Origin of the sequence: Pseudomonas sp. P135 (assembly GCF_020312125.1) — a bacterium.
Lineage (GTDB): Bacteria > Pseudomonadota > Gammaproteobacteria > Pseudomonadales > Pseudomonadaceae > Aquipseudomonas > Aquipseudomonas fragariae.
On sequence record NZ_JAGPYR010000007.1, the window covers coordinates 259,466 to 280,941 of the forward strand.

The 21,476-nt window shown below is 59.7% G+C and carries 19 protein-coding genes; 10 read left to right on the forward strand and 9 right to left on the reverse strand.

Features of this window, described 5'->3' with window-relative positions:
• The first annotated feature begins 24 nt into the window (after positions 1–24).
• Both KBY08_RS13740 and KBY08_RS13745 read left to right on the forward strand, forming a co-directional pair.
• Positions 25–2,145, forward strand: coding sequence for a TonB-dependent receptor (locus KBY08_RS13740; RefSeq protein ID WP_024642442.1), 2,121 nt, complete (start codon positions 25–27; stop codon positions 2,143–2,145).
• 7 nt (positions 2,146–2,152) lie between these two features.
• The gene (locus tag KBY08_RS13745) at positions 2,153–3,418 is read left to right on the forward strand and encodes a histidine-type phosphatase (protein WP_024659937.1); all 1,266 of its coding nucleotides are present in this window, start codon (positions 2,153–2,155) and stop codon (positions 3,416–3,418) included.
• Between the two features lie 78 nt (positions 3,419–3,496).
• Here KBY08_RS13745 and KBY08_RS13750 read toward each other — a convergent pair whose 3' ends face one another.
• Positions 3,497–4,627, reverse strand: coding sequence for an ROK family transcriptional regulator (locus tag KBY08_RS13750; protein ID WP_024642444.1), 1,131 nt, complete (start codon positions 4,625–4,627; stop codon positions 3,497–3,499).
• Between the two features lie 165 nt (positions 4,628–4,792).
• On the opposite strand from KBY08_RS13750, the gene KBY08_RS13755 reads away from it, so the two are divergent.
• The 7 genes from KBY08_RS13755 to KBY08_RS13785 are packed head-to-tail and all read left to right on the forward strand — an operon-like array spanning position 4,793 to position 11,615.
• The gene (locus KBY08_RS13755; protein WP_024659936.1) at positions 4,793–6,112 is read left to right on the forward strand and encodes an extracellular solute-binding protein; all 1,320 of its coding nucleotides are present in this window, start codon (positions 4,793–4,795) and stop codon (positions 6,110–6,112) included.
• The gene (locus KBY08_RS13760) at positions 6,109–7,002 is read left to right on the forward strand and encodes a carbohydrate ABC transporter permease (RefSeq protein ID WP_024659935.1); all 894 of its coding nucleotides are present in this window, start codon (positions 6,109–6,111) and stop codon (positions 7,000–7,002) included. The genes KBY08_RS13755 and KBY08_RS13760 overlap by 4 nt, the downstream gene beginning before the upstream one ends.
• Positions 6,999–7,892 (forward strand): ABC transporter permease subunit, encoded by an 894-nt coding sequence (locus tag KBY08_RS13765; protein ID WP_003400407.1) that lies wholly within the window; start codon positions 6,999–7,001, stop codon positions 7,890–7,892. The genes KBY08_RS13760 and KBY08_RS13765 overlap by 4 nt, the downstream gene beginning before the upstream one ends.
• Complete coding sequence (locus KBY08_RS13770) at positions 7,889–8,995, forward strand: ABC transporter ATP-binding protein (protein WP_024642448.1); 1,107 nt, start codon at positions 7,889–7,891, stop codon at positions 8,993–8,995. Before KBY08_RS13765 ends, KBY08_RS13770 begins: the two co-directional genes overlap by 4 nt.
• A 6-nt stretch (positions 8,996–9,001) precedes the next feature.
• Positions 9,002–9,763, forward strand: coding sequence for a glycerophosphoryl diester phosphodiesterase (locus KBY08_RS13775; RefSeq protein WP_024642449.1), 762 nt, complete (start codon positions 9,002–9,004; stop codon positions 9,761–9,763).
• Entirely contained in the window at positions 9,760–10,503 is a 744-nt protein-coding gene (locus KBY08_RS13780) for an inositol monophosphatase family protein (RefSeq protein ID WP_003400414.1), read from the forward strand. Before KBY08_RS13775 ends, KBY08_RS13780 begins: the two co-directional genes overlap by 4 nt.
• Entirely contained in the window at positions 10,503–11,615 is a 1,113-nt protein-coding gene (locus KBY08_RS13785; protein ID WP_024659934.1) for an endo-1,4-beta-xylanase, read from the forward strand. The genes KBY08_RS13780 and KBY08_RS13785 overlap by 1 nt, the downstream gene beginning before the upstream one ends.
• Positions 11,616–11,746: 131 nt before the next feature.
• Here KBY08_RS13785 and KBY08_RS13790 read toward each other — a convergent pair whose 3' ends face one another.
• The gene (locus KBY08_RS13790; RefSeq protein WP_024659933.1) at positions 11,747–12,298 is read right to left on the reverse strand and encodes a single-stranded DNA-binding protein; all 552 of its coding nucleotides are present in this window, start codon (positions 12,296–12,298) and stop codon (positions 11,747–11,749) included.
• A gap of 9 nt (positions 12,299–12,307) precedes the next feature.
• Positions 12,308–13,702, reverse strand: coding sequence for an MFS transporter (locus KBY08_RS13795; protein WP_024659932.1), 1,395 nt, complete (start codon positions 13,700–13,702; stop codon positions 12,308–12,310).
• A gap of 129 nt (positions 13,703–13,831) precedes the next feature.
• Between KBY08_RS13795 and uvrA the strand changes: the two genes are divergently transcribed.
• Positions 13,832–16,666, forward strand: a complete 2,835-nt coding sequence (uvrA, locus tag KBY08_RS13800) for an excinuclease ABC subunit UvrA (protein WP_024659931.1) — start codon at positions 13,832–13,834, stop codon at positions 16,664–16,666.
• A 94-nt stretch (positions 16,667–16,760) separates the two neighbouring features.
• Here the strand turns inward: uvrA and bfr are convergent, their stop codons facing one another.
• From bfr to rpsK, 6 genes are all read right to left on the reverse strand, one after another.
• The gene (gene bfr / locus KBY08_RS13805) at positions 16,761–17,225 is read right to left on the reverse strand and encodes a bacterioferritin (RefSeq protein WP_003317095.1); all 465 of its coding nucleotides are present in this window, start codon (positions 17,223–17,225) and stop codon (positions 16,761–16,763) included.
• Between the two features lie 154 nt (positions 17,226–17,379).
• On the reverse strand, positions 17,380–18,825 hold the full coding sequence (locus KBY08_RS13810) for a catalase (RefSeq protein WP_011269092.1): 1,446 nt from the start codon (positions 18,823–18,825) through the stop codon (positions 17,380–17,382).
• Positions 18,826–18,992: 167 nt separating this feature from the next.
• Positions 18,993–19,379: a 50S ribosomal protein L17 gene (rplQ, locus tag KBY08_RS13815; protein WP_003317096.1), complete on the reverse strand. Its 387-nt coding sequence runs from the start codon at positions 19,377–19,379 to the stop codon at positions 18,993–18,995.
• Between the two features lie 41 nt (positions 19,380–19,420).
• Complete coding sequence (locus tag KBY08_RS13820) at positions 19,421–20,422, reverse strand: DNA-directed RNA polymerase subunit alpha (protein ID WP_002555464.1); 1,002 nt, start codon at positions 20,420–20,422, stop codon at positions 19,421–19,423.
• A gap of 22 nt (positions 20,423–20,444) precedes the next feature.
• Positions 20,445–21,065: a 30S ribosomal protein S4 gene (gene rpsD / locus KBY08_RS13825; protein WP_002555465.1), complete on the reverse strand. Its 621-nt coding sequence runs from the start codon at positions 21,063–21,065 to the stop codon at positions 20,445–20,447.
• Positions 21,066–21,083: 18 nt separating this feature from the next.
• The gene (gene rpsK / locus KBY08_RS13830) at positions 21,084–21,473 is read right to left on the reverse strand and encodes a 30S ribosomal protein S11 (RefSeq protein WP_002555466.1); all 390 of its coding nucleotides are present in this window, start codon (positions 21,471–21,473) and stop codon (positions 21,084–21,086) included.
• Between the last annotated feature and the right edge of the window lie 3 nt (positions 21,474–21,476).

Consider the following 21,476-nt stretch of genomic DNA (forward strand, 5'->3'; position numbering starts at 1 on the left):
ACGGCCGTTTTCGAAGGTGCAGTCATGTTTCGCAAATCCTCGTTGTATGTGCGTGCAGGTCTCGGTTTCGCAGCGTTCTCCCTGGCCTTGCCATCGTTTGCTGCCGATGTACCACCGGCCATCGACGACAGTACATTGGCCACGTTGCCTCAAGTCACGGTAAAGGCCACCAAGCGCAAGCCGGCGCTGCACCAGCAGACCAACAGCGGCGCCTTGGGCAGCCACGCGGTGATCGACACACCGTTTTCGTTCAAGAGCGTAGGCAGCGACGAAATCCAGGCCCGTCAGGCGGGCATCCTGTCTGAGGCTGTCAAGTATGATGCCTCGGTCACCTCCATCAGTTCGAGCTATGGCACCCACCCCGCCACACTGGCCGTGCGCGGCCTCCCCCTCGATGACCTGAACGGCTACAAAGTCGACGGCATGGCCAACATCAACCGCGGCGTGGAAATGCCTCTTGAGATGTTCGAGCGGGTCGATGTGCTTAAAGGCCTGTCGGGCTTCATGTATGGCTTCGGCAGCCCGGGCGGCATCGTCAACTACGTAACCAAGCGGCCTACCGACAAGACCACCCTCAGCGTTGATGCCGGCTACCAGTCCGACAACGTCTATAAGGAACATCTGGATGCCGGAGGGCGTCTGGATGACCCGCGTTTCGGCTACCGGGTCAACGTGGTGCACGAGGAAGGCGATGCCGCTTCGGGTGACGCCAAGGTCAACCGCACGGCAGTCGGCGTGGCTTTGAACGCGCAGCTCAGTGATGACTTGAGCGTTGACTTCGACACTCTGTACCAGAAACGCAATACCAGCGGTGGCACCGACATCATCGTCAACACCAAGAACGCCCTGCCCAGCCCTATTGACGGCAGCAAGCGCCTGTACAGCAATGGCTCCTACACCGATGTCGACTACAGCCTGTCGACCGTGAGCGCCACCTACAAGTTTTCTCCCGACTGGACCGGCAAGCTGGCCTACCGCTACTCCGATTCGACACGCCGTTATGTGAAGGACCAATACCAGATTTCCAGCGACGCCGGCGCGTACACCGACAAGGTGACGTCCGAGTACCACGCCTACGACTACAACGACACCATGGGCACCCTGGAAGGTAAATTCACCACGGGATGGTTCACTCACGACGTGGTACTGGGCGCCAGCTATTCCCAACTGAACTCGGACAAATCCGTGGTCACCCCAAAGACCACCGTGGGCAAGGGCAACCTGTACAACCCGACGATCTTCTCGGTGTACAACATCGACTACAGCGGCGGTACCTACGGTGACGACAACGTCAAGGAAAGCGCGGTGTTCGCCAGCGACACCATCGGCCTGGGCGAACACTGGTCGTTGCTGGCTGGCCTGCGCAACGAAAACTACCGTGAGCAAACCCACGACTCCGCCACCTCCGCTGTGACGCCGTACAAGGCCCGGCCGGCCACCCCAACCGTTGCATTGATGTACAAGCCGACCCAGGACGTGACGCTGTATGCCAGTTACGTCGAATCTCTGGAAAGCGGCGGCACCGCACCCAGCAGCGCAGTCAACTCCGACCAGACCCTGAGCCCGCTGCTCAGCAAGCAATACGAAGTGGGCGTGAAAGCCCAGCAGCGTAACTGGAGTGCCACCGCCGCAGCGTTTCGCATCGACCGTGGCGCCGAGTACACCAACGACGCCAACGTCTACGTGCAAAGCGGCACCATCCGCTATCAGGGCCTGGAGCTGAACGCCAGCGTCGATGCCACGCCGGACCTGACAGTGGAAGGTAGCGTCATGTCACTGGACTCGGCCTACCACGATGCGGGAGACGGTGTGGACGGAAACCGCGCAGCCGGTGCGGCGCACTATCAGGCCGCAACCCAGGTTACCTATCGTGTGCCCGTGGTGCCCGGGATGTTCCTGCACACCGGCGCCCAGCGTATCGGCGAAATGGCGGTGGATTCGGGCAACGTGCATACCCTCCCGGCCTACAGCCTGTTCGATGCCGGAGGCGGCTATCGTCTGCGTCTGGGCGATGGCCATGCGCTGACCCTGGGTGCCAACGTCACCAACCTGGCCAACAAAAAGTACTGGACCTACTATCAGGAAAACTATCTGCAACCGGGTTCGCCACGTACGTTAAGCCTCAATACCCGCTATGACTTCTAGGCCCGTGATGATGAAATCGACTTTGTTGAAGTATGCGGGGTTGGCGCTGGGCGTGTGCCTGGCGCTTCCATCGGTGGCCGCGCCTCTGGACACCACCGGCCTGCGCCTGGACAAGGTGGTACTGGTGATGCGCCACGGTATCCGCCCGGCTACCGACACCGCCAAGTTGCAACGCTGGTCGGCCAGGACCTGGCCAGCGTTTGGTGCCCGCGACGGTCAGTTGACCGAGCATGGCCGCGCTGCCACCGTGCTGCTGGGCCAATGGCAACGCCACACGCTGGATTCGCTCGGCCTGTTCAAGGCGGGGCAGTGCCCGCAGGCGGGGGATGCCTACGTGTGGTCCAGCCCGGTAGCGCGAACCCAGGCCACCAGTGCGGCGCTGGTAAAGGGGATGTTCCCGGGCTGCAACATAGCAGTACACCATGGGCGTGAGAGTGAAGACCGGCTGTTCCACGGCGGCGAAAATGGCCTGGCACCGCTGGACCCGGCGCGCACCCAGGCGGCGATGCTGGCAGCCATGGGTGGCAGCGTCGACGCAGCTCGCGAGCGCTTTGCCGCGCCGTTGCTGGCCATGCAGCAATTGGCAGGCGTGCCGACGAACTGCGGGAAAAAGACCTGTGCCTTGAGCAAGCAACCCTGGGCACTGAAAGAGAAGGCAGGCGTCACCAGGCTCAGCGGACCGTTGAGCGTGGGCGCGGCCATGAGCGAAACCTTCCGCATGCAATACGCCGAAGGCTTGCCACTGGACCAGGTGGCGTTTGGCGAAGGGCGCACCGCTGCAGACGTATCGCGCTTGATGGCCTTGCGTTCGGGCAAATACGCGCTGAGCAATCACGTACCTTACATCGCCCAGCGGGGTGCTTCGCAATTGCTCGGACAAATCCTCCTGGCTCTGCAACCGACATCCGTGGGCAGCCCGCCGGGTAGCAAATGGTTGGCGTACGTAGGCCACGACAGCAACATCGCGCAGTTGCGAACGCTGCTGGGTTTTGACTGGAAAATCGCCGAATACCCCGAGAATGACGCAGCACCAGGCGGCACTATCGTGTTTGAACGCTGGGCGAACGACCGCACGGGCGCGCAGTTTGTCAGCGTTGCCTATGTGGCGCAGAGCCTGGACCAGTTACGCAATTTGTCCGGTGAACCGCCGTATCAGGTGCAGTACCCGGGGTATGCAGGAGAGCAATTGATGCCATTGAACGGGTTTGTTGCCGATATGGAAAAGCGCATCGATCGGTCTGCGACTGAGGTACAGCACTACGACAACCCTTGAAACACCAGCTTTGGCCCAACAACAGTCAACAGCACCACCCAAAAACCGCCAATACCTGTCCACCCAACGCCCAACGAATCAAACAAAAAACCGCTCCTTCAACGGCACCAGCGCTGCCCCCAGAACCGCCGCGTCCCCATTCGTTTCGCTCAGCAATAACTGGGGCCGAGGCGGCGGGGAGTTGTAGCGATGGGTGCCCCAGAAGGTCGTCGCGGCGATCAGGCGTTTTCCCAATTCGGGCGGTAATTGCCCGCCAAACACCACGGCCTGCGGATCGAACAGGCCCGCCAGTGCGTTGATCAGGCGATCCAGTGTGAGCTTGACGCGCGTCAGCCAGGTATCCACACCGGGCCAGTCGGGGTCGAAGCGCAGGCGCAGGTCTTCGATCGAGTCGACCTGCACACCGTTCTGATGCAAGTCTTCCAGCAAGTAGCGCAAGGCCGGGCGGTTTATCGATTCTTCGTCGTTGTAGAGGGTGATCTCGCCTGCATTGCCGTGGCTGCCGAAATACGGTTTGCCGTTGATGACAACGCCTGCGCCGAAACCGAAGTTGAAGGACAGGTAGATGAAGTTGCTGGCCCAGGCGCCCACGCCGACCAGGCTTTCGCCGATGGCCGCGGTGGTGGCGTTGTTTTCCAGCCAGACCGGCATGCCGAAACGTTCTTCCAGCACCGGTTGCAGATCCATCAATGACCAGTCGCGCAGCGGTTCCGGTGCATTGATCTGGCGGTTTTCAAGAAAAAAGCCGGCAATCGCGAAACCCATGCCGACGACGCGTTGCGCTTCAATGCCGTTGCGCTGAAGCATGCGTTCGATGGTCTTTTCCAGTGAATCCAGGGTGCTGTTGCGGCTTAACGGCGGCGTGCGCAGGGTGACCTGTTCCAGCACATTGCAGCCCAGGTCGGCGACGCAGACCACCGCCGAGTCGGTGTTGATCGATACACCGATGGCATACACCGCTTCATTGACCAGTTCGATGCGCGGGCTGGGCTGACCGCGGCCGTTCTTGACGCGCTCACCACTGCGCAGCAGGCCACGACTGATCAGTTCTTCGATGAGCCGGTGCACTGACTGCTGAGCCAGGTCCATCTCGGTCGAAACCGTAGCACGGGTGATCGCACCTCGACGACGAAGGATGTCCAGCAACTTGCGTTCATTGAGGCTCAACGGTTGATGCGAATCAAGTGGCGTGTCGAGGTCGAGAGGCATGGAGTCTTCAAATCAGATGAGAATTAAAACAGTCGGCGTGTGGAGCAGTGTATCGCCCACCATCCACTGCACGCTTCAATCATGAAAATTTAATAAAAGTCGCGCAGGTCACAAATACTACACACAACCTGTATTAAATGGCATTGAGTTCTTGTGAGCGTCCTCATGCCTTCTATCCGTAAGATGTTTTCCGTGCTGGCCCTGCTGTCGCTCGCTGCAAACGCCTTCGCCGCGGCACCGGCCGAGTTCTGGTACAGCCACAGTGGCGCGGCCGGGAGTGCCATCGCGGATCTGTGCAGAAGCTTCAATGCGCCACGCGAGGAAGGTGATCGTCTGCACTGTGTCCGCCAGGGCAGTTATGAGCAGACGCTGCAGAAAACCGTAGCGGCTTACCGGGCGGGCATAGGCCCGGCACTGGTGGAGATTTACGACGTTGCCACGCCTGACATGCTGCTGGGCAGTGCCACCCGACCTGTCGAGGCGATCATGGCCGATCATCACAGGGCCTATCCCGACGATACCTTTCTGCCAGCCTTGCGGCGCTATTACGCCGACGACCACGGCACGCTCGCGGCGCAGCCTTTTGCGGCGTCCACAGCCGTGCTTTATACACACCGGAAGGCACTGGCCGCTGCCGGGATCAGCGAGCCACCCGCCACCTGGGAAGCCTTTGCGGATGCCTTGCGGGCCCTGAAGAAAAACGGTCAGCAATGCCCGCTCGTCAGCGCCTTTGCCCCCTGGATCTGGCTTGAGCAAACCAGCGCAGCGCAAGGCACCGACGTTGCGATTCGCTCCGCAGGCGGTGACCGCTATCAGTTCGACGAAGGCCCCCATCTGCGCCTCATGAAAGACCTCGCGCAATGGACCTCCGAAGGATTGGTGGTGCATGAGGATGCTACCCGCAGCGGGCAGCAGGCGCTGGCGTTCGCCACCGACGATTGCGCCATGCTGCTCGACTCCACCGGGGCGTGGAATGTTGTACACAGCACGCTCAAATCCGATATCCAGGTCACGGCACTGCCGATTTACGCGGCCACCCAGCGACGTGCCAACGTTCCCGGAGGTTCCTCGCTGTGGGTCATGCGCGGGCATTCCGTCAGGGATTACCGGCTGGTCTCGGAATTTCTGGCGTTCGTGCTGCAACCGGACAACCAGTTGATATTCAGCGCCCGAACGGGCTACCTGCCCGTTACCCAGGCCGCCGCTGCACGTTTGCAATCCGCAGCCAGCGAGCCATCGGCAATCACGGTCGGACTGACAGCGCTGGACGATATCGACGGTCAGCCTTCCGCGCCTTTGCGCTGCGGCTTTATCACGCTGATGCGCCTGATCTGGTCGCAGGAAATGGAGAACGCGCTCGCGGGTCGCCAGAGCATCGATCCGGCCCTGCGCCAGACGACGCTACGGGCCAACGAGCTGCTGGGTCTGTTTCAACAGATGCACCGCGCCCAGGCCAGCAACGAGTCGAGCGAGGCCACGCCATGAAACCCCGTGCTCATTTCCCACAGCCACGTCTGGCGCTGCTGTTTGCCCTGCCGCAACTGCTGGCGCTCGGCCTGTTCTTTTATTGGCCTGCGGTCCAGGCCATCTGGTGGTCGTTTCATCTGGTGCCGCCCTTCGGCGGTAATGAAATCTTCGTTGGCCTGAGCAATTACTGGCGGGTGCTGAGGGACCCAGGCGTGCTGGCGTCGCTGGGCTCGACACTGGTGTTCAGCTTGTCGAGCGTCGTGCTTTCGATCCTTATCGCACTGGTGCTTGCGCTGTGCCTGGAACTGAAACTGCGCGGCAACGCCGTGTTTCGCAACCTGCTGATCTGGCCCTACGCGGTATCGGGCGCCACCATCGGTATCGTCTTTCATGTGCTGGCCAATCCGGTGATGGGCATCTTCGCCTGGTTCAACGCGATTGCACCCGGCACCTGGGCGCCCTACGCCAGCCCGATACAGAGCATGCTGTTGTTGATCGTGGCGTATGCCTGGTGCCTGGTGCCGTTCAACTTCGTGATGCTGGTCGCCAGCCTGAAATCGGTGCCCGACGACTACCTCGCCGCTGCTGCACTGGATGGAGCAGGTCCCTTGCGGCGCATGCTCGACATACAACTGCCCCTGATCGCGCCTTATCTGCTGTTCGTGTTTGTCATCGACCTGCTGGAAAGCCTGTCGAACAGTTTCGGCCTGGTCGACACCCTCACCCAAGGCGGACCTGGCGACACCACCAATGTGCTGGCCTACAAGATTTACACCGACGGTTTCATGGGGCTGGATCTGGCAGGCTCATCGACCCTGTCAGTGCTCATGCTGCTGGCAGTGGTGGCGCTGAGCGTCGCCCAATTCACACTCCTGTCGCGCTTCCAGCGTCGTGGGGTGAAAGCATGATCGAGCATAACCGGCTGTTCAACGCAGGCGCTTACCTGCTGCTGACCCTTGGCCTGGTGTTCGCGTTGGGGCCGCTGTACATAGCGGTCTGCTCGGCGACCGTCAGTAACCCGCAATTGTTCGCCCACGGTCTTGCGGTGATCCCCGGCGACCAACTGCTGGAGAATCTGCAGCAGGTCAGCCGGCGTCTGGATCTGCTGCGCCTGCTGGGCAACAGCCTGCTGGTCGCCACGCTGGTGGTGATTGGCAAGCTGACGCTCTCGGCGCTGACGGCCTTTGCCGTGGTGTACTTTCGCAGCCGCTACAGTTCGGTGATTTTCTTCGCCGTGCTGGGGGCGCTGCTGCTGCCGCTGGAAGTACGGATCATCCCCACGTATGCAGTGGCCAGCGATCTGCTCGGCCCCGTGCGCAGCCTGTTGCACTGGCTGGGCATTCAGTGGCTGCCACTGCCGACCATCAATTTGCTCGACAGCTACCCCGGCCTCGCCCTGCCGCTGATTGCCTCGGCGACCGGCACCTTTCTGTTTCGGCAGTTCTACCAGACGCTGCCTGCCGAGCTGGTCGAGGCCGCACGCATGGACGGTGCAGGGCCCTGGCGGTTTTTCATCGACATCCTGCTGCCACTGTCGAAGACCAACTTTGCTGCGCTCGGCACGCTGGTGTTCATCGGCGCCTGGAAGGACTACCTGTGGCCGCTGGTGGCAACCAATCGCGAGGACATGCGCACGCTGGTGCTGGGCGTGGCCAGCTTTCTGCCGACCGATGCAACCCAGGTCCCCGAGTGGAACCTGCTGATGGCCGCTGCTGTGGTCAGCATGCTGCCGCCCATCCTCGTCATTGCGCTCATGCAGCGCTGGTTTGTCAAAGGCCTGATTGGAGTCGGTAAATGAACGCGCTCACCCCTATTACCTGCGCGCCGGATATTATCCTCACGGACCTGCACAAAACCTACGGCACCGAGCCCATCCTTCACGGGCTCGACCTGGTTTTCAAGGCGGGCGAGCTTAACGTGATCCTCGGCCCGTCCGGGTGTGGCAAGTCCACGCTGCTGCGCATGGTGGCCGGGCTGGAAGAGGTCAGCCAAGGGCAGATCCTCATGGGTGGCCGTGACGTCACGCGCCTGCCGCCCAAGGAGCGCGGCTGCGCCATGGTGTTTCAGAACTACGCGCTCTACCCGCACATGAGCGTGGCCGACAATATCGGCTACGCGCTCAAGCTGGCGCGGGTTGCACGCAAGGAACGCGAGCAGCGCATCCGCGAGTGCGCCGCTTCGCTGGGTCTGGAAGAGCTACTGCAACGCAAGCCCGGAGAGCTTTCCGGCGGCCAGCGCCAGCGCGTCGCCATCGGTCGGGCGTTGATCCGCAAACCGCCGGTGCTGCTGTTCGATGAGCCGCTGTGCAACCTGGACAGCGCGCTGCGTCATGAAATGCGTCTGTTGATTCGCAGCCTGCACCGGCAGACCGGCGCGACGATCCTGTATGTCACCCACGATCAGACCGAAGCCATGACCCTCGCCGAGCGCGTGGTGATTCTCGACAAAGGCCGTGTCGAGCAGATCGGCACGCCTGCGCAGATCTACGATCAACCCGCCAGCACATTCGTCGCCAGCTTCATCGGCACGCCGCCCATGAACCTGCTACCGGTGCACTGCCTGGACGACAAGCTCTTAATGCTCGCCGATGGTCAACGCCTGCCCATCAAGCTCGGCATTGCCAGCAACCGGACCGGCAAATGGCTGATGGGCCTGCGCCCCGAGACCTTCATGCTCGATCAACAAGGCGTGACTGCCACAGTGGAGTCTTCAGAGAATCTGGGCAGCCACACGCTGCTGTATTGCCAACTGGCTGGAACGCGCTGCGTTGTCAGCCTCGCCGGACGGCAACACCAGATACCCGGCACCCAGGTTCGACTGGCGATCAATTCCACGCCCTTGCTGTTCGATATCGAGACCGGCCAGCGCCAGCTCGTGACCTTTTCCCACACCACCAAGTGACCCGCCATGCTCAAACCTGCTCCCCTCGTCCGCTCGCCCCTGATTGCCCATCGCGGTGCCAAGGCTTACGTGCCGGAAAACACTCTGCTGGCCCTGGAAAAAGCTGCCGAATGCGGCGCCGAGTGGGTCGAGATCGACGTGAAGCTGACCCGCGATGGCCAGCCTGTCGTGATTCATGACGACTTTCTGGACCGCACCACCAACGGGCGCGGCGCCGTCGTGCTGCATGATCTGAAAGCTATCCGCACACTGGACGCGGGCAGCTGGTTCGCGCCTGAATTCGCCGGCTTGCAGGTCCCGACCTTTGAAGAGATCGTGGCCTGTGCGCTGCGCCTCAACCTGGGTCTGCAGGTCGAACTCAAGCCGACCATTGGCGACGATGTCGAGACGGCGGAAGTGGTGATGCCGATCCTCAAAAACCTGTGGCCCGCCGACAACGACCGGTTGTTCGTCTCCAGCTTTTCGGTGCGCTCGCTAACGGCCGCCCGACGCTTATGGAACGACGTACCACTGGCTATTGCCTCGGTGGTGGCGCCTGCCGACCCGGTCGCGCTATTGGCCGAATATGACTGCCGAATACTTCACGTACTTGACGATATGCTCGATGACCATCACCTTGTTCGCCTGAAAAGCAGCGGCGTCGAATTCGCCGTGGCTACCATCAACAGCCCGAAACGTGCGCGCTACCTGCTGGAACATGGCGCACAGTCGATTCTCAGTGATTACCCGGACTTGTTGAACCTGCCGAACGGAGGCTGTCTGCAATGAACAACCGACTCAGCGTCGCCATGCACGCCGTAGAACAGGCCACTGGCCTGGCCATGGCGTATTTTAACGACCGCCACACCCTCGACATCACCACCAAAAGCGCGCAAGACCTCGTCTCCCGCGCCGACTTTGAAGTGGAACAACTGCTGCGTGCAGAACTGAGCAAACACTTCCCCGACGATACAATCCTCGGCGAAGAAATGGGCGGCGAGTTCATCACCGATGGCTGGGTCATCGATCCCATCGACGGCACCGGCAACTACCTGCGGGGCACCCCATTGTGGGGAATCGCGGTGGCGTACATGTCGGCAGGCGAGCCCGAAATCGGCGTCGTCGCCTACCCGGCACTGGGCTACACCCTGGCAGCCCGCACGGGCGATGGCTTGCTGCGCAACGGCGTCCCCTTTGTCCGCCCGCAACCACCCGAGCACCTGCGCATCGCTGGCGTCGGTGAAAACACCCGCTGGGATGCCGAAGAGATGGGCAAACTGCACCTGAGCCTGCGCCGACAGGGCTGGGGCCTTGCCGGTTATCGCTGCGCCACCATCGGCCTGGCGTTCGCCGCTTTGGGGCAAACGGACGGCTACATGGAGAAATTCACCAGCCTGTGGGACATCGCAGCAGGTGCAGTGATTTGCCGGGAAGCCGGATTGTTGTGCACGATTGAAGGCGAACAGAAACAAGGCTCGATGACGGTGATGGTAGGCCGTGAGGAGCTGATGGGGATTTTTGGTGCGTAATGCGCCGTGCTAGTCGACGCAGTTTTCTGACTGCGTTTGTCCGCCTGCTGGCGTGCCTGCCCTTTGTGAACAGCAGGCTGCTGGCGGCAGAAACCTTGACCGCGTTGCGCCAGCCTGCAGCCGAGAAAGGCATACGGTTCGGCTTTGCGGTTGATCCGGCAAAGCTGAATGACGACGCGGCCTACCGGGAACTGGTCGCCCGTCAGGCCAGCATCGTAGTGCCAGAGAACGCCTTGAAGTGGCAGACCGTCCACCCCGAACCGGAGCGTTACAACTTCGCGCCCGCCGACGCGATCGCGGTGTTTGCCAAAGCGCATGACCAGCGTATGCGCGGGCACACCTTCTGCTGGCATCGTTCTTTACCCGACTGGGTTCACCGTACCGTCACGCCGACGAACGCCGAGGCGGTGCTGACTGCGCACATCAGTACCGTCGCCAGCCATTATCGTGGCCTCATCAGCGCATGGGACGTCGTCAACGAAGCCATCCAGCTGGAGGACGGCCAGCCTGACGGGCTGCGCAATTCGTTCTGGTATCAGATGCTCGGGCCTCGCTACCTGGACATAGCCTTCAACGCTGCGCACAAGGCCGACCCGGACGCCCTGCTCTGCTACAACGATTACGGCCTGGAAAAGGATACCCATTACGGCGAAAGCCGACGTACTGCCGTGCTCGCCCTGCTGCGCGGTCTCAAGCAGCGACGCATTCCGATACACGGCCTCGGCATTCAGTCCCACCTGCGTGCAGGCGACACCTTTGGTTCGGGCCTGTCTCGCTTTATTCTGGCAGTGCGGGATATGGGGTTGTCGATCCACATCACGGAACTGGACATCGATGACAGCCATTTGACGGGGTCCATCGCAGAACACGATGGATCAGTTGCAGCGACTTATAAGCGGTATCTCGACGTGGTGCTTGCCACGCGCTCGGTGTCTACCGTTATTACGTGGGGCGTTTGGGACAGCCCGCATGTTGCCGGCGCCACGGCCAGCAACGGACCGTTGGCACAACGGGCATTGGCGTTTGGCCCACGAGGTGAGGTGAAGCCGGCGAGCTGGGTGATCGCACATTGTTTCGAAAACGCGCAAACACAGAAGGATGCGCGGTTTTAGATGCTCCGCGGCTTTCACGGCAGCAGTACAACCAGAGTGGTTCAGCGCTTTGTGACGCCTGAAAACGACGAAGCCCCCGATAAACGGGGGCTCCGGCTCTGGACCTGAACAACAGGTTCCAGCTGTATGCGCTAGAACGGAATATCATCATCAAAGCTATCAAAGTCAGCAGCTGGCTGCGGCGCTTGTTGTTGCGGCGCTGGACGCGAGTCGCGTTGTGGCGGCTGCTGATTGTAGTTCTGCTGCGGCGCCGACTGTTGTGGGCGCGACTGCTGTGGACGAGGCGCGGACTGGTTGTAGTTGCCACCACCGCCTTGACCTTGTTGAGCGTCACCCTGTGGACGGCCGCCCAGCAGTTGCATGGTGCCCTGCATGTCGACGACGATTTCAGTGGTGTAGCGCTTGATGCCGTCTTTTTCCCACTCGCGGGTCTGCAGCTTGCCTTCGATGTAGACCTGCGAACCCTTGCGCAGGTATTCGCCGGCGATTTCCGCGACCTTGCCGAACATCGAAACACGGTGCCATTCGGTTTTTTCTTTTTTCTCGCCGCTCTGCTTGTCAGTCCATTGTTCGCTGGTGGCCAGACTCAGGTTGGTCACGGCGTTACCGTTAGGCAAGTAGCGAACTTCGGGATCCTGGCCGCATGTACCGACCAATATGACTTTGTTAACCCCACGGGCCATAACGTTCTCCTAGGCTTCGCACGCTTCTGATGCTGGATTGACCAGCTTTTCGAGAGAGGCACGATCCAATAATTTTGTGTCGAGTTTTATGTAGATGGCTGCCTCTTCCGCAACCACCACTGCATCTGTCACGCCTGCTACGGACATCAAACGCTCTGCCAGGCCTGCTTCACGCTGCGCCTGCGGCGACAACGGCAGACGTAGGCTGGTCACGTAAGGCGGTTCTCGCATGGTCACTGCGAAGGCGAGCCAGACGGCGGCCATGGCTGCACCACCCAGGAACACCACATCGAGCCCACCGTGCTGGAACAACCAGCCGCCCAGTATCCCACCTGCGGCCGATCCAAGAAACTGGCTGGTGGAATAAACTCCCATTGCCGTGCCTTTTCCGCCGGCCGGTGAAACCTTGCTGATCAACGACGGCAAGGATGCTTCCAGCAGGTTGAACGCGGTGAAGAATACCACTGTCCCGATGACCAGTGCCCGCAACGTGTCCCCGTAGGCCCAGAAGAATAGCTCAGCCAGCATCAAAACTGTGACGGCGCCCAGCAGAACGCGCTTCATTTGACGTTTCTTCTCGCCATAGATGATGAACGGGATCATCGCGAAGAAGGAAACCAGCAAGGCAGTCAGGTAGACCCACCAGTGTTCTTCCTTGGGCAGACCGGCTTTTTCGACCAGCGCCAGTGGCAAGGCCACGAAGCTGGACATGAGCATCGCATGCAACACGAAGATACCCAAATCCAGGCGCGCCAGGTCCGGATGACGCAACGTCGCCCCCAGCGCCTGTTTGGCGACGCCGGACTCACGATGCATTAATGCCCCGCTGGCCTTGGGCACCACGTAGGCGACGATGAGAACGCCTATCAAGGCCATGCCGCCGGTGGCCAGGAACAATCCGGAAAGCCCGAACATGCCGGTGATCACCGGGCCGACAACCATGGCGATGGCGAACGACAGACCAATGGTCATGCCGATCATGGCCATGGCCTTGGTGCGGTGCTGTTCGCGGGTCAGGTCGGAGAGCAGCGCCATGACTGCCGCGGAAATGGCGCCAGCCCCCTGCAGGATCCGTCCGGCAATGATTCCCCAGATCGAATCCGCGTTCGCCGCCACCACGCTGCCGATCGCAAAGATGATCAGGCCGAAATATATGACCGGTCGCCGGCCGATACGGTCGGAAATGATCCCGAACGGTATCTGCAACACCGCCTGGGTCAGGCCGTAGGCGCCAATCGCCAGACCGATCAGTGCAGGGCTCGCGCCTGCCAGGTCCATGCCGTAGGTTGCCAGAACCGGCAAGACCATGAACATGCCAAGCATGCGGAACGCGAACACCAGGGCCAGACCGCCTGCTGCGCGGGTCTCGCCGCTACTCATACGCTCGCTGTGGGTATCGTGCATGGAATAACCTCGTGTGAACCGGCGGCGATTCTACCAGTCCCATCGTTGTACAGCACATACGCGACGCTTTGCCGCGTGATGGCTCGGAGCCGTATACTCCGTCGTTTATGCCCGCCAAGCGAGGCCGCAGTGGACAAGATCCTGATACGTGGGGCACGAACCCACAACCTGAAAAATATTGACCTGACACTTCCCCGCGACAAACTGATCGTTATCACCGGGCTCTCCGGCTCAGGCAAGTCTTCGCTGGCTTTCGATACGCTGTACGCCGAAGGGCAACGCCGCTATGTCGAATCGCTGTCGGCCTATGCCCGCCAGTTTCTGTCGATGATGGAAAAACCGGACGTCGATACGATCGAAGGTCTGTCGCCGGCGATCTCCATCGAGCAGAAGTCTACTTCACATAACCCGCGCTCGACCGTGGGTACGATTACCGAAATTTACGACTACCTGCGTCTTTTGTATGCGCGCGTCGGCCAGCCTCGCTGCCCCGACCACGATATTCCGCTGGAAGCCCAGACTGTCAGCCAGATGGTCGACCTGGTGCTGACCCAGCCGGAGGGCAGCAAATTGATGCTGCTTGCGCCGGTTATCCGCGAGCGCAAGGGTGAGCATCTTTCGGTTTTTGAAGAGCTGCGCGCGCAAGGCTTTGTCCGGGCGCGAGTCAACGGCAAGCTGTGCGAGCTGGATGAGCTGCCGAAGCTGGACAAGCAGAAGAAGCACTCGATCGATGTGGTCGTGGACCGTTTCAAGGTCCGCGCCGATCTGCAGCAGCGTCTGGCCGAGTCCTTCGAGACCGCCCTGAAGCTGGCCGACGGTATCGCCCTGGTGGCGCCGATGGACGACGAGCCAGGCGAGGAAGTGATCTTCTCTGCCCGCTTCGCCTGCCCTATCTGTGGCCATGCGATCAGCGAGCTGGAACCGAAGCTGTTCTCCTTCAACAACCCGGCTGGCGCCTGCCCGACCTGCGACGGTCTGGGCGTGAAGCAGTTCTTCGATATCAAGCGGCTGGTGAATGCCGAACTGACGCTTGCCGAAGGCGCGATACGAGGCTGGGACAGGCGTAATGTCTATTACTTCCAGATGCTCGGCTCGCTCTCCAAGCACTATGGCTTCAGCCTGGAAATGCCATTCAAGCAGATCCCCGCCGACATGCAGAAGATTCTGCTCAACGGCAGTGGCTCGCAGAGTGTCGATTTCCGCTACCTCAATGACCGTGGCGATATCGTCAAGCGTGCGCACCCGTTCGAAGGCATCGTGCCGAATCTGGAGCGTCGTTATCGGGAAACCGAATCGGCTACGGTCCGCGAAGAGCTGGCCAAGTTCCTGGGCACACAGCCCTGCCCTGACTGCCGAGGCACTCGCCTGCGTCGCGAAGCGCGCCATGTGTGGGTGGGTGAAAAGACTCTGCCTGCAGTCACCAGTCTGCCGATTGGCGACGCGACGCATTACTTTGAAACGCTCAAGCTGACCGGACGACGTGGCGAGATCGCCGACAAGATTCTCAAGGAAATCCGTGAGCGTCTGCAGTTTCTGGTCAACGTGGGCCTGGACTACCTGACCCTGGACCGTAGCGCAGACACCCTGTCCGGCGGCGAAGCACAGCGTATCCGTCTGGCCAGCCAGATCGGTGCGGGGCTGGTCGGGGTGATGTACATCCTCGATGAGCCGTCCATCGGTCTGCACCAGCGCGACAACGATCGTTTGCTGGGCACACTCAAGCACCTGCGCGACATCGGCAATACGGTGATTGTGGTCGAGCACGATGAAGATGCGATTCGCCTGGCCGACTACGTGGTCGACATCGGCCCGGGGGCCGGCGTGCATGGTGGTCATATTGTCGCCGAAGGTACGCCGGACGAGGTGATGTCGCATCCCGACTCGCTGACCGGCAAATACCTGTCAGGGCGCGTGAAGATTGCCGTTCCCGCCAAGCGCACCCCGCGTAACAAGAAGCTCTCGCTGACCCTCAAGGGCGCGCGTGGCAACAACCTGCAAAACGTCAATCTCGACATCCCGATCGGCCTGCTGACCTGCGTGACGGGTGTTTCCGGATCGGGCAAGTCGACGCTGATCAACAACACGCTGTTCCCGCTGAGCGCTACGGCGCTGAACGGCGCCACGACGCTGGAAGCGGCTACGCACGACAGCATCAACGGCCTGCAGCATCTGGACAAGGTGGTGGACATCGACCAGAGCCCTATCGGTCGTACGCCGCGCTCCAACCCGGCGACCTACACCGGGCTGTTCACGCCGATTCGCGAGCTGTTCGCCGGGGTTCCGGAATCACGCTCGCGGGGCTATGGTCCGGGGCGGTTCTCGTTCAACGTCAAGGGCGGCCGCTGCGAGGCGTGCCAGGGCGACGGGCTGATCAAGGTCGAGATGCACTTTTTGCCAGACATCTACGTGCCCTGCGACGTGTGCAAGAGCAAGCGTTACAACCGCGAAACGCTTGAGGTCAAGTACAAGGGCAAGAACGTCCACGAAGTGCTGGAAATGACCATCGAGGAAGCGCGTGAGTTCTTCGACGCCGTTCCGGCACTGGCGCGCAAGCTGCAAACCCTTATGGATGTAGGACTTTCCTATATCAAGCTAGGGCAATCGGCGACGACCTTGTCAGGCGGTGAAGCGCAGCGGGTCAAGCTGTCGCGTGAGCTGTCCAAGCGCGACACCGGCAAGACGCTGTACATCCTCGACGAGCCGACCACAGGCCTGCACTTCGCGGATATTCAGCAGCTGCTGGATGTATTGCATCGCCTGCGCGACCACGGCAATACCGTGGTGGTGATCGAGCACAACCTGGATGTGATCAAGACGGCCGACTGGCTGGTGGACCTGGGTCCGGAAGGCGGTTCGCGAGGTGGGCAGATCATTGCGACGGGCACACCTGAACAGGTCGCCGAGATGGAACAGTCCTACACCGGTCATTACCTGAAACCTCTGTTGACCAGAGACAAAGCCTGACGAGTGTGACGAAAACGGGTTCGGCGTCAGTCGAACCCGGATATAAAAAAGCTCCTGTCACGCAAGTGCAGGAGCTTTTTTATGAGCGGTCGAATCAGAACTGCGATTGCAGGTAGTTCTGCAGGCCGATGGACTTGATCAGCCCCATCTGCTGTTCGAGCCAGTAGGTATGGTCTTCTTCGGTATCAGCCAGCTGCACGCGCAGGATTTCTCGGGTCACGTAGTCGCTGTGCAGCTCACAGAGCTCGATACCCTTGCACAGGGCAGCACGTACCTTGTATTCGAGACGCAGATCGCTGGCGAGCATCTCAGGCACTGTGGTGCCGACGTCGAGGTCGTCCGGGCGCATGCGCGGCGTGCCTTCCAGCATCAGGATACGACGCATCAACGCATCAGCGTGTTGCGCCTCTTCTTCCATCTCATGATTGATACGCTCGTAGAGCTTCGAAAAGCCCCAGTCTTCGTACATGCGTGAGTGAACGAAATATTGGTCACGAGCTGCCAGTTCGCCCGTGAGCAACGTGTTGAGATAATCGATTACTTCGGGGTGGCCTTGCATCGCACCAGACTCCTGCTTCAAAGACGATAGTTTGAACCAAGCGCCGCGCGAGGTCACTTAGAAAAACGCAATAAACCGACGAAAAGTGGCGAAATTACGCCGTTAAGAAGCGAAAAACCGCCCAAATGAGGGCGGTTCTGTTTCTCACTTCGACTCAGCCCAGTTTTACGTCCAATGCGCGGGCAATGCCTTCGCCGTAAGCAGGGTCAGCTTTGTAGAAATGCTGCAACTGACGTTGCACGACATCACTGGAAACGCCTGCCATTGCGCCGGCAATATTGCCAATCAACAGGGCTTGCTGATCAGCGCTCATCAGGTTGAACAACTTGCCTGCCTGACTGTAGTAATCGCCGTCTACTCGATGATCATGACGATCTGCTGCACCGTTCAGAGACAGCGCAGGCTCCGCGTAGCGCGGATTCTCTTTCGGCGCATCCGAGTAGCTGTTCGGTTCATAGTTTGGCGTCGCACCGCCATTGGTGCCGAAGGCCATCGCCCCGTCACGCTGATAGCTGTGCACCGGACTCTTGGGCGCATTGATCGGCAACTGCTGGTGGTTGGTACCTACGCGATAGCGATGCGCATCAGCATAGGCAAATACGCGCCCTTGCAACATGCGGTCTGGCGAAAGGCCAACGCCTGGCACCATGTTGCTTGGGCCAAACGCGGCCTGCTCGACTTCGGCAAAGTAGTTGAGCGGGTTACGGTTCAACTCCAGCTCGCCCACCTCGATCAGCGGGTATTCTTTCTGCGACCAGGTCTTGGTCACGTCGAACGGGTTTTCATGATGATTCGCCGCCTGAGCTTCGGTCATCAACTGGATGCACACCTGCCACTTGGGGAAGTCGCCCTTCTCGATGGCAGTGAACAGATCGCGCTGAGCGTAATCAGGATCAGTACCGGCAATGCGCGCAGCCTCTGCGGGCGTCAGATTCTTGATCCCCTGGCGGGTCTTGTAATGCCACTTCACCCAATGACGCTCACCTGCTGCACTGATGAGGCTATAGGTGTGGCTGCCGAAGCCGTGCATGTGACGGTAGCCGTCCGGAATGCCACGATCGGAGAACAGAATAGTGACCTGGTGCAGCGCTTCAGGCGAGTGCGACCAGAAATCCCACATCATCTGAGGGCTCTTCAGATTGGTCTGCGGCAGGCGCTTCTGAGTGTGAATGAAATCAGGGAATTTCAGGGGGTCACGGATAAAAAACACCGGCGTGTTGTTACCGACGATGTCCCAGTTACCTTCCTCGGTGTAAAACTTGATCGCAAAGCCACGAGGGTCACGCTCGGTATCAGCCGAACCACGCTCGCCGCCTACGGTGGAGAAGCGCAGGAAAATCGGCGTCTGCTTGCCAACCGTGTCGAACAGCCTGGCGCTGGTATATTGGCTGATGTCGCGGGTCACGGTGAACGTACCATGAGCACCCGACCCCTTGGCGTGCACGCGACGCTCCGGGATGTTTTCACGGTTGAAGTGGGCAAGCTTTTCGATCAGATGGAAATCATCGAGCAATAGAGGACCACGTGGGCCTGCCGAACGGGAGTTCTGATTGTCTGCGACGGGGGCACCGCTGGCGGTCGTAAGGGTCTTCTGGCTCATCTACATCTTCCTCTGGTGTGTATAGCCGGCTGATCGGCTTGAGAAGAAGTATTGTCGAAAGCTATTGCAGCGTCGAATTCATTAAATCATGACTATCGATAGCAATTCTTAATTCCGGAAAACAAAAAACCGGGCACTGGGCCCGGTTTTATGTTCAAACTGATGTCTTATTCAGCAGCTTCTACAGAGCCACCGATAGGACGATCAACCAGCTCGACGTACGCCATTGGCGCGTTGTCGCCAGCGCGGAAACCGCACTTGAGGATGCGCAGGTAGCCGCCCTGACGGGTTGCATAGCGCTTGCCCAGATCGTTGAACAGTTTGCCGACGATTTCTTTCGAACGAGTACGGTCGAAAGCCAGACGACGGTTGGCAACGCTGTCTTCCTTGGCCAGGGTGATCAGCGGCTCGGCAACGCGGCGCAGTTCCTTGGCTTTCGGCAGGGTAGTTTTGATCAGCTCGTGCTCGAACAGCGACACCGCCATGTTTTGGAACATGGCTTTGCGGTGAGAGCTGGTACGGCTCAGGTGACGTCCACTTTTACGATGACGCATGGTTCATTCCTTACCAAACTCGCGTTCGGTGATTACGACGATCAGGCCGTAGCCTTGTCGTCCTTCTTAAGACTTGCCGGCGGCCAGTTGTCGAGGCGCATGCCGAGGGAGAGACCACGAGAAGCCAGAACGTCCTTGATCTCGGTCAAGGATTTCTTGCCCAGGTTCGGAGTCTTCAACAGCTCTACTTCGGTGCGCTGAATCAGATCGCCGATGTAGTAGATGTTCTCCGCCTTAAGGCAGTTGGCCGAACGCACGGTCAGTTCCAAATCGTCAACCGGACGAAGCAGGATCGGATCGATCTCGTCTTCCTGTTCGATTACCACTGGTTCGCTGTCGCCTTTGAGGTCGACGAACGCAGCCAACTGCTGTTGCAGAATGGTTGCAGCGCGACGGATAGCCTCTTCAGGGTCCAGAGTACCGTTGGTTTCCAGATCAATAACCAGCTTGTCCAGGTTAGTACGCTGTTCGACACGGGCGTTTTCCACCACGTATGCGATACGGCGAACCGGGCTGAACGAAGAGTCAAGCTGCAAGCGACCAATGCTGCGGCTTTCGTCTTCATCGCTTTGACGCGAGTCTGCCGGCTCATAACCACGACCACGAGCTACGGTGAGCTTCATGTTCAAGACGCCGTTAGACGCCAGGTTAGCGATTACGTGATCGGGGTTAACGATCTCGACATCATGATCCAGCTGAATATCGGCAGCGGTAACCACCCCCGAACCCTTCTTCGACAAGGTCAGCGTAACTTCGTCTCGACCGTGCAGCTTGATAGCCAGACCTTTAAGGTTCAACAGGATTTCAATGACGTCTTCCTGTACACCTTCGATGGCGCTGTACTCATGGAGTACACCGTCAATCTCGGCCTCGACTACTGCACAGCCGGGCATGGAGGACAACAAAATGCGGCGAAGCGCGTTGCCCAGGGTATGGCCGAAACCACGCTCGAGAGGCTCGAGAGTGATTTTGGCGCGGGTTGGACTGACAACCTGCACATCAATGTGGCGGGGTGTCAGGAACTCATTTACCGAAATCTGCATGGATGCACCTATTTTCTAGCCCTTACTTGGAGTAGAGCTCGACAATCAGGCTTTCGTTGATGTCGGCGGATAGATCACTGCGAGCTGGAACGTTCTTGAAAACGCCCGATTTCTTCTCAGTGTCTACTTCTACCCATTCTACGCGGCCACGTTGGGCACACAGATCGAGAGCCTGGACAATACGCAGCTGATTCTTAGCTTTTTCGCGGATAGCAACAACGTCGCCAGCACGAACCTGATAAGAAGGAACGTTAACGGTTTTGCCGTTTACGCTGACCGACTTGTGCGAAACCAATTGACGGGATTCGGCACGCGTCGAGCCGAAGCCCATGCGGTATACAACGTTGTCCAGACGGCATTCGAGCAGTTGCAGCAGGTTCTCGCCTGTTGCACCTTTCTTGCCGGCGGCTTCTTTGTAGTAGCCGCTGAACTGACGCTCGAGAACGCCGTAGATACGACGGACTTTTTGCTTTTCACGCAGCTGAGTACCGTAATCGGACTGGCGACCACGACGTTGGCCGTGGATACCTGGAGCTGCTTCGATGTTGCACTTGGATTCGATAGCGCGAACGCCGCTCTTCAGAAAGAGATCGGTGCCTTCACGACGAGCAAGTTTGCATTTTGGACCAATGTAACGAGCCATTTCTTACAGTCTCCTGGATTACACGCGGCGCTTCTTCGGCGGACGGCACCCGTTGTGCGGGATTGGCGTCACGTCGGTGATGCTGGCGATCTTATAGCCACAGCCGTTCAATGCACGGACAGCGGATTCACGACCTGGGCCTGGACCCTTGACATTGACGTCGAGGTTCTTCAGACCGTACTCCAGCGCAGCTTGACCAGCACGTTCAGCAGCTACTTGAGCAGCGAACGGGGTGGACTTGCGCGAACCACGGAAACCCGAACCGCCGGAGGTAGCCCACGAAAGAGCGTTACCTTGACGATCGGTAATGGTGACGATTGTGTTGTTAAACGACGCGTGGATGTGGGCGATGCCATCAACCACTGTCTTTTTAACTTTTTTACGAGGACGAGCAGCAGGTTTTGCCATGAC

Coding starts and splice junctions, on each gene's coding strand:
- KBY08_RS13750 (WP_024642444.1), bottom strand. CDS start 4,627: ATGCCTCTCGACCTCGACACGCCACTTGATTCGCATCAACCGTTGAGC.
- KBY08_RS13775 (WP_024642449.1), top strand. CDS start 9,002: ATGCTCAAACCTGCTCCCCTCGTCCGCTCGCCCCTGATTGCCCATCGC.
- KBY08_RS13780 (WP_003400414.1), top strand. CDS start 9,760: ATGAACAACCGACTCAGCGTCGCCATGCACGCCGTAGAACAGGCCACT.
- rpsK (WP_002555466.1), bottom strand. CDS start 21,473: ATGGCAAAACCTGCTGCTCGTCCTCGTAAAAAAGTTAAAAAGACAGTG.
- bfr (WP_003317095.1), bottom strand. CDS start 17,225: ATGCAAGGCCACCCCGAAGTAATCGATTATCTCAACACGTTGCTCACG.
- KBY08_RS13740 (WP_024642442.1), top strand. CDS start 25: ATGTTTCGCAAATCCTCGTTGTATGTGCGTGCAGGTCTCGGTTTCGCA.
- KBY08_RS13790 (WP_024659933.1), bottom strand. CDS start 12,298: ATGGCCCGTGGGGTTAACAAAGTCATATTGGTCGGTACATGCGGCCAG.
- KBY08_RS13745 (WP_024659937.1), top strand. CDS start 2,153: ATGATGAAATCGACTTTGTTGAAGTATGCGGGGTTGGCGCTGGGCGTG.
- KBY08_RS13770 (WP_024642448.1), top strand. CDS start 7,889: ATGAACGCGCTCACCCCTATTACCTGCGCGCCGGATATTATCCTCACG.
- KBY08_RS13765 (WP_003400407.1), top strand. CDS start 6,999: ATGATCGAGCATAACCGGCTGTTCAACGCAGGCGCTTACCTGCTGCTG.
- KBY08_RS13795 (WP_024659932.1), bottom strand. CDS start 13,702: ATGCACGATACCCACAGCGAGCGTATGAGTAGCGGCGAGACCCGCGCA.
- KBY08_RS13755 (WP_024659936.1), top strand. CDS start 4,793: ATGCCTTCTATCCGTAAGATGTTTTCCGTGCTGGCCCTGCTGTCGCTC.
- KBY08_RS13820 (WP_002555464.1), bottom strand. CDS start 20,422: ATGCAGATTTCGGTAAATGAGTTCCTGACACCCCGCCACATTGATGTG.
- KBY08_RS13760 (WP_024659935.1), top strand. CDS start 6,109: ATGAAACCCCGTGCTCATTTCCCACAGCCACGTCTGGCGCTGCTGTTT.
- KBY08_RS13810 (WP_011269092.1), bottom strand. CDS start 18,825: ATGAGCCAGAAGACCCTTACGACCGCCAGCGGTGCCCCCGTCGCAGAC.
- KBY08_RS13785 (WP_024659934.1), top strand. CDS start 10,503: ATGCGCCGTGCTAGTCGACGCAGTTTTCTGACTGCGTTTGTCCGCCTG.
- rpsD (WP_002555465.1), bottom strand. CDS start 21,065: ATGGCTCGTTACATTGGTCCAAAATGCAAACTTGCTCGTCGTGAAGGC.
- rplQ (WP_003317096.1), bottom strand. CDS start 19,379: ATGCGTCATCGTAAAAGTGGACGTCACCTGAGCCGTACCAGCTCTCAC.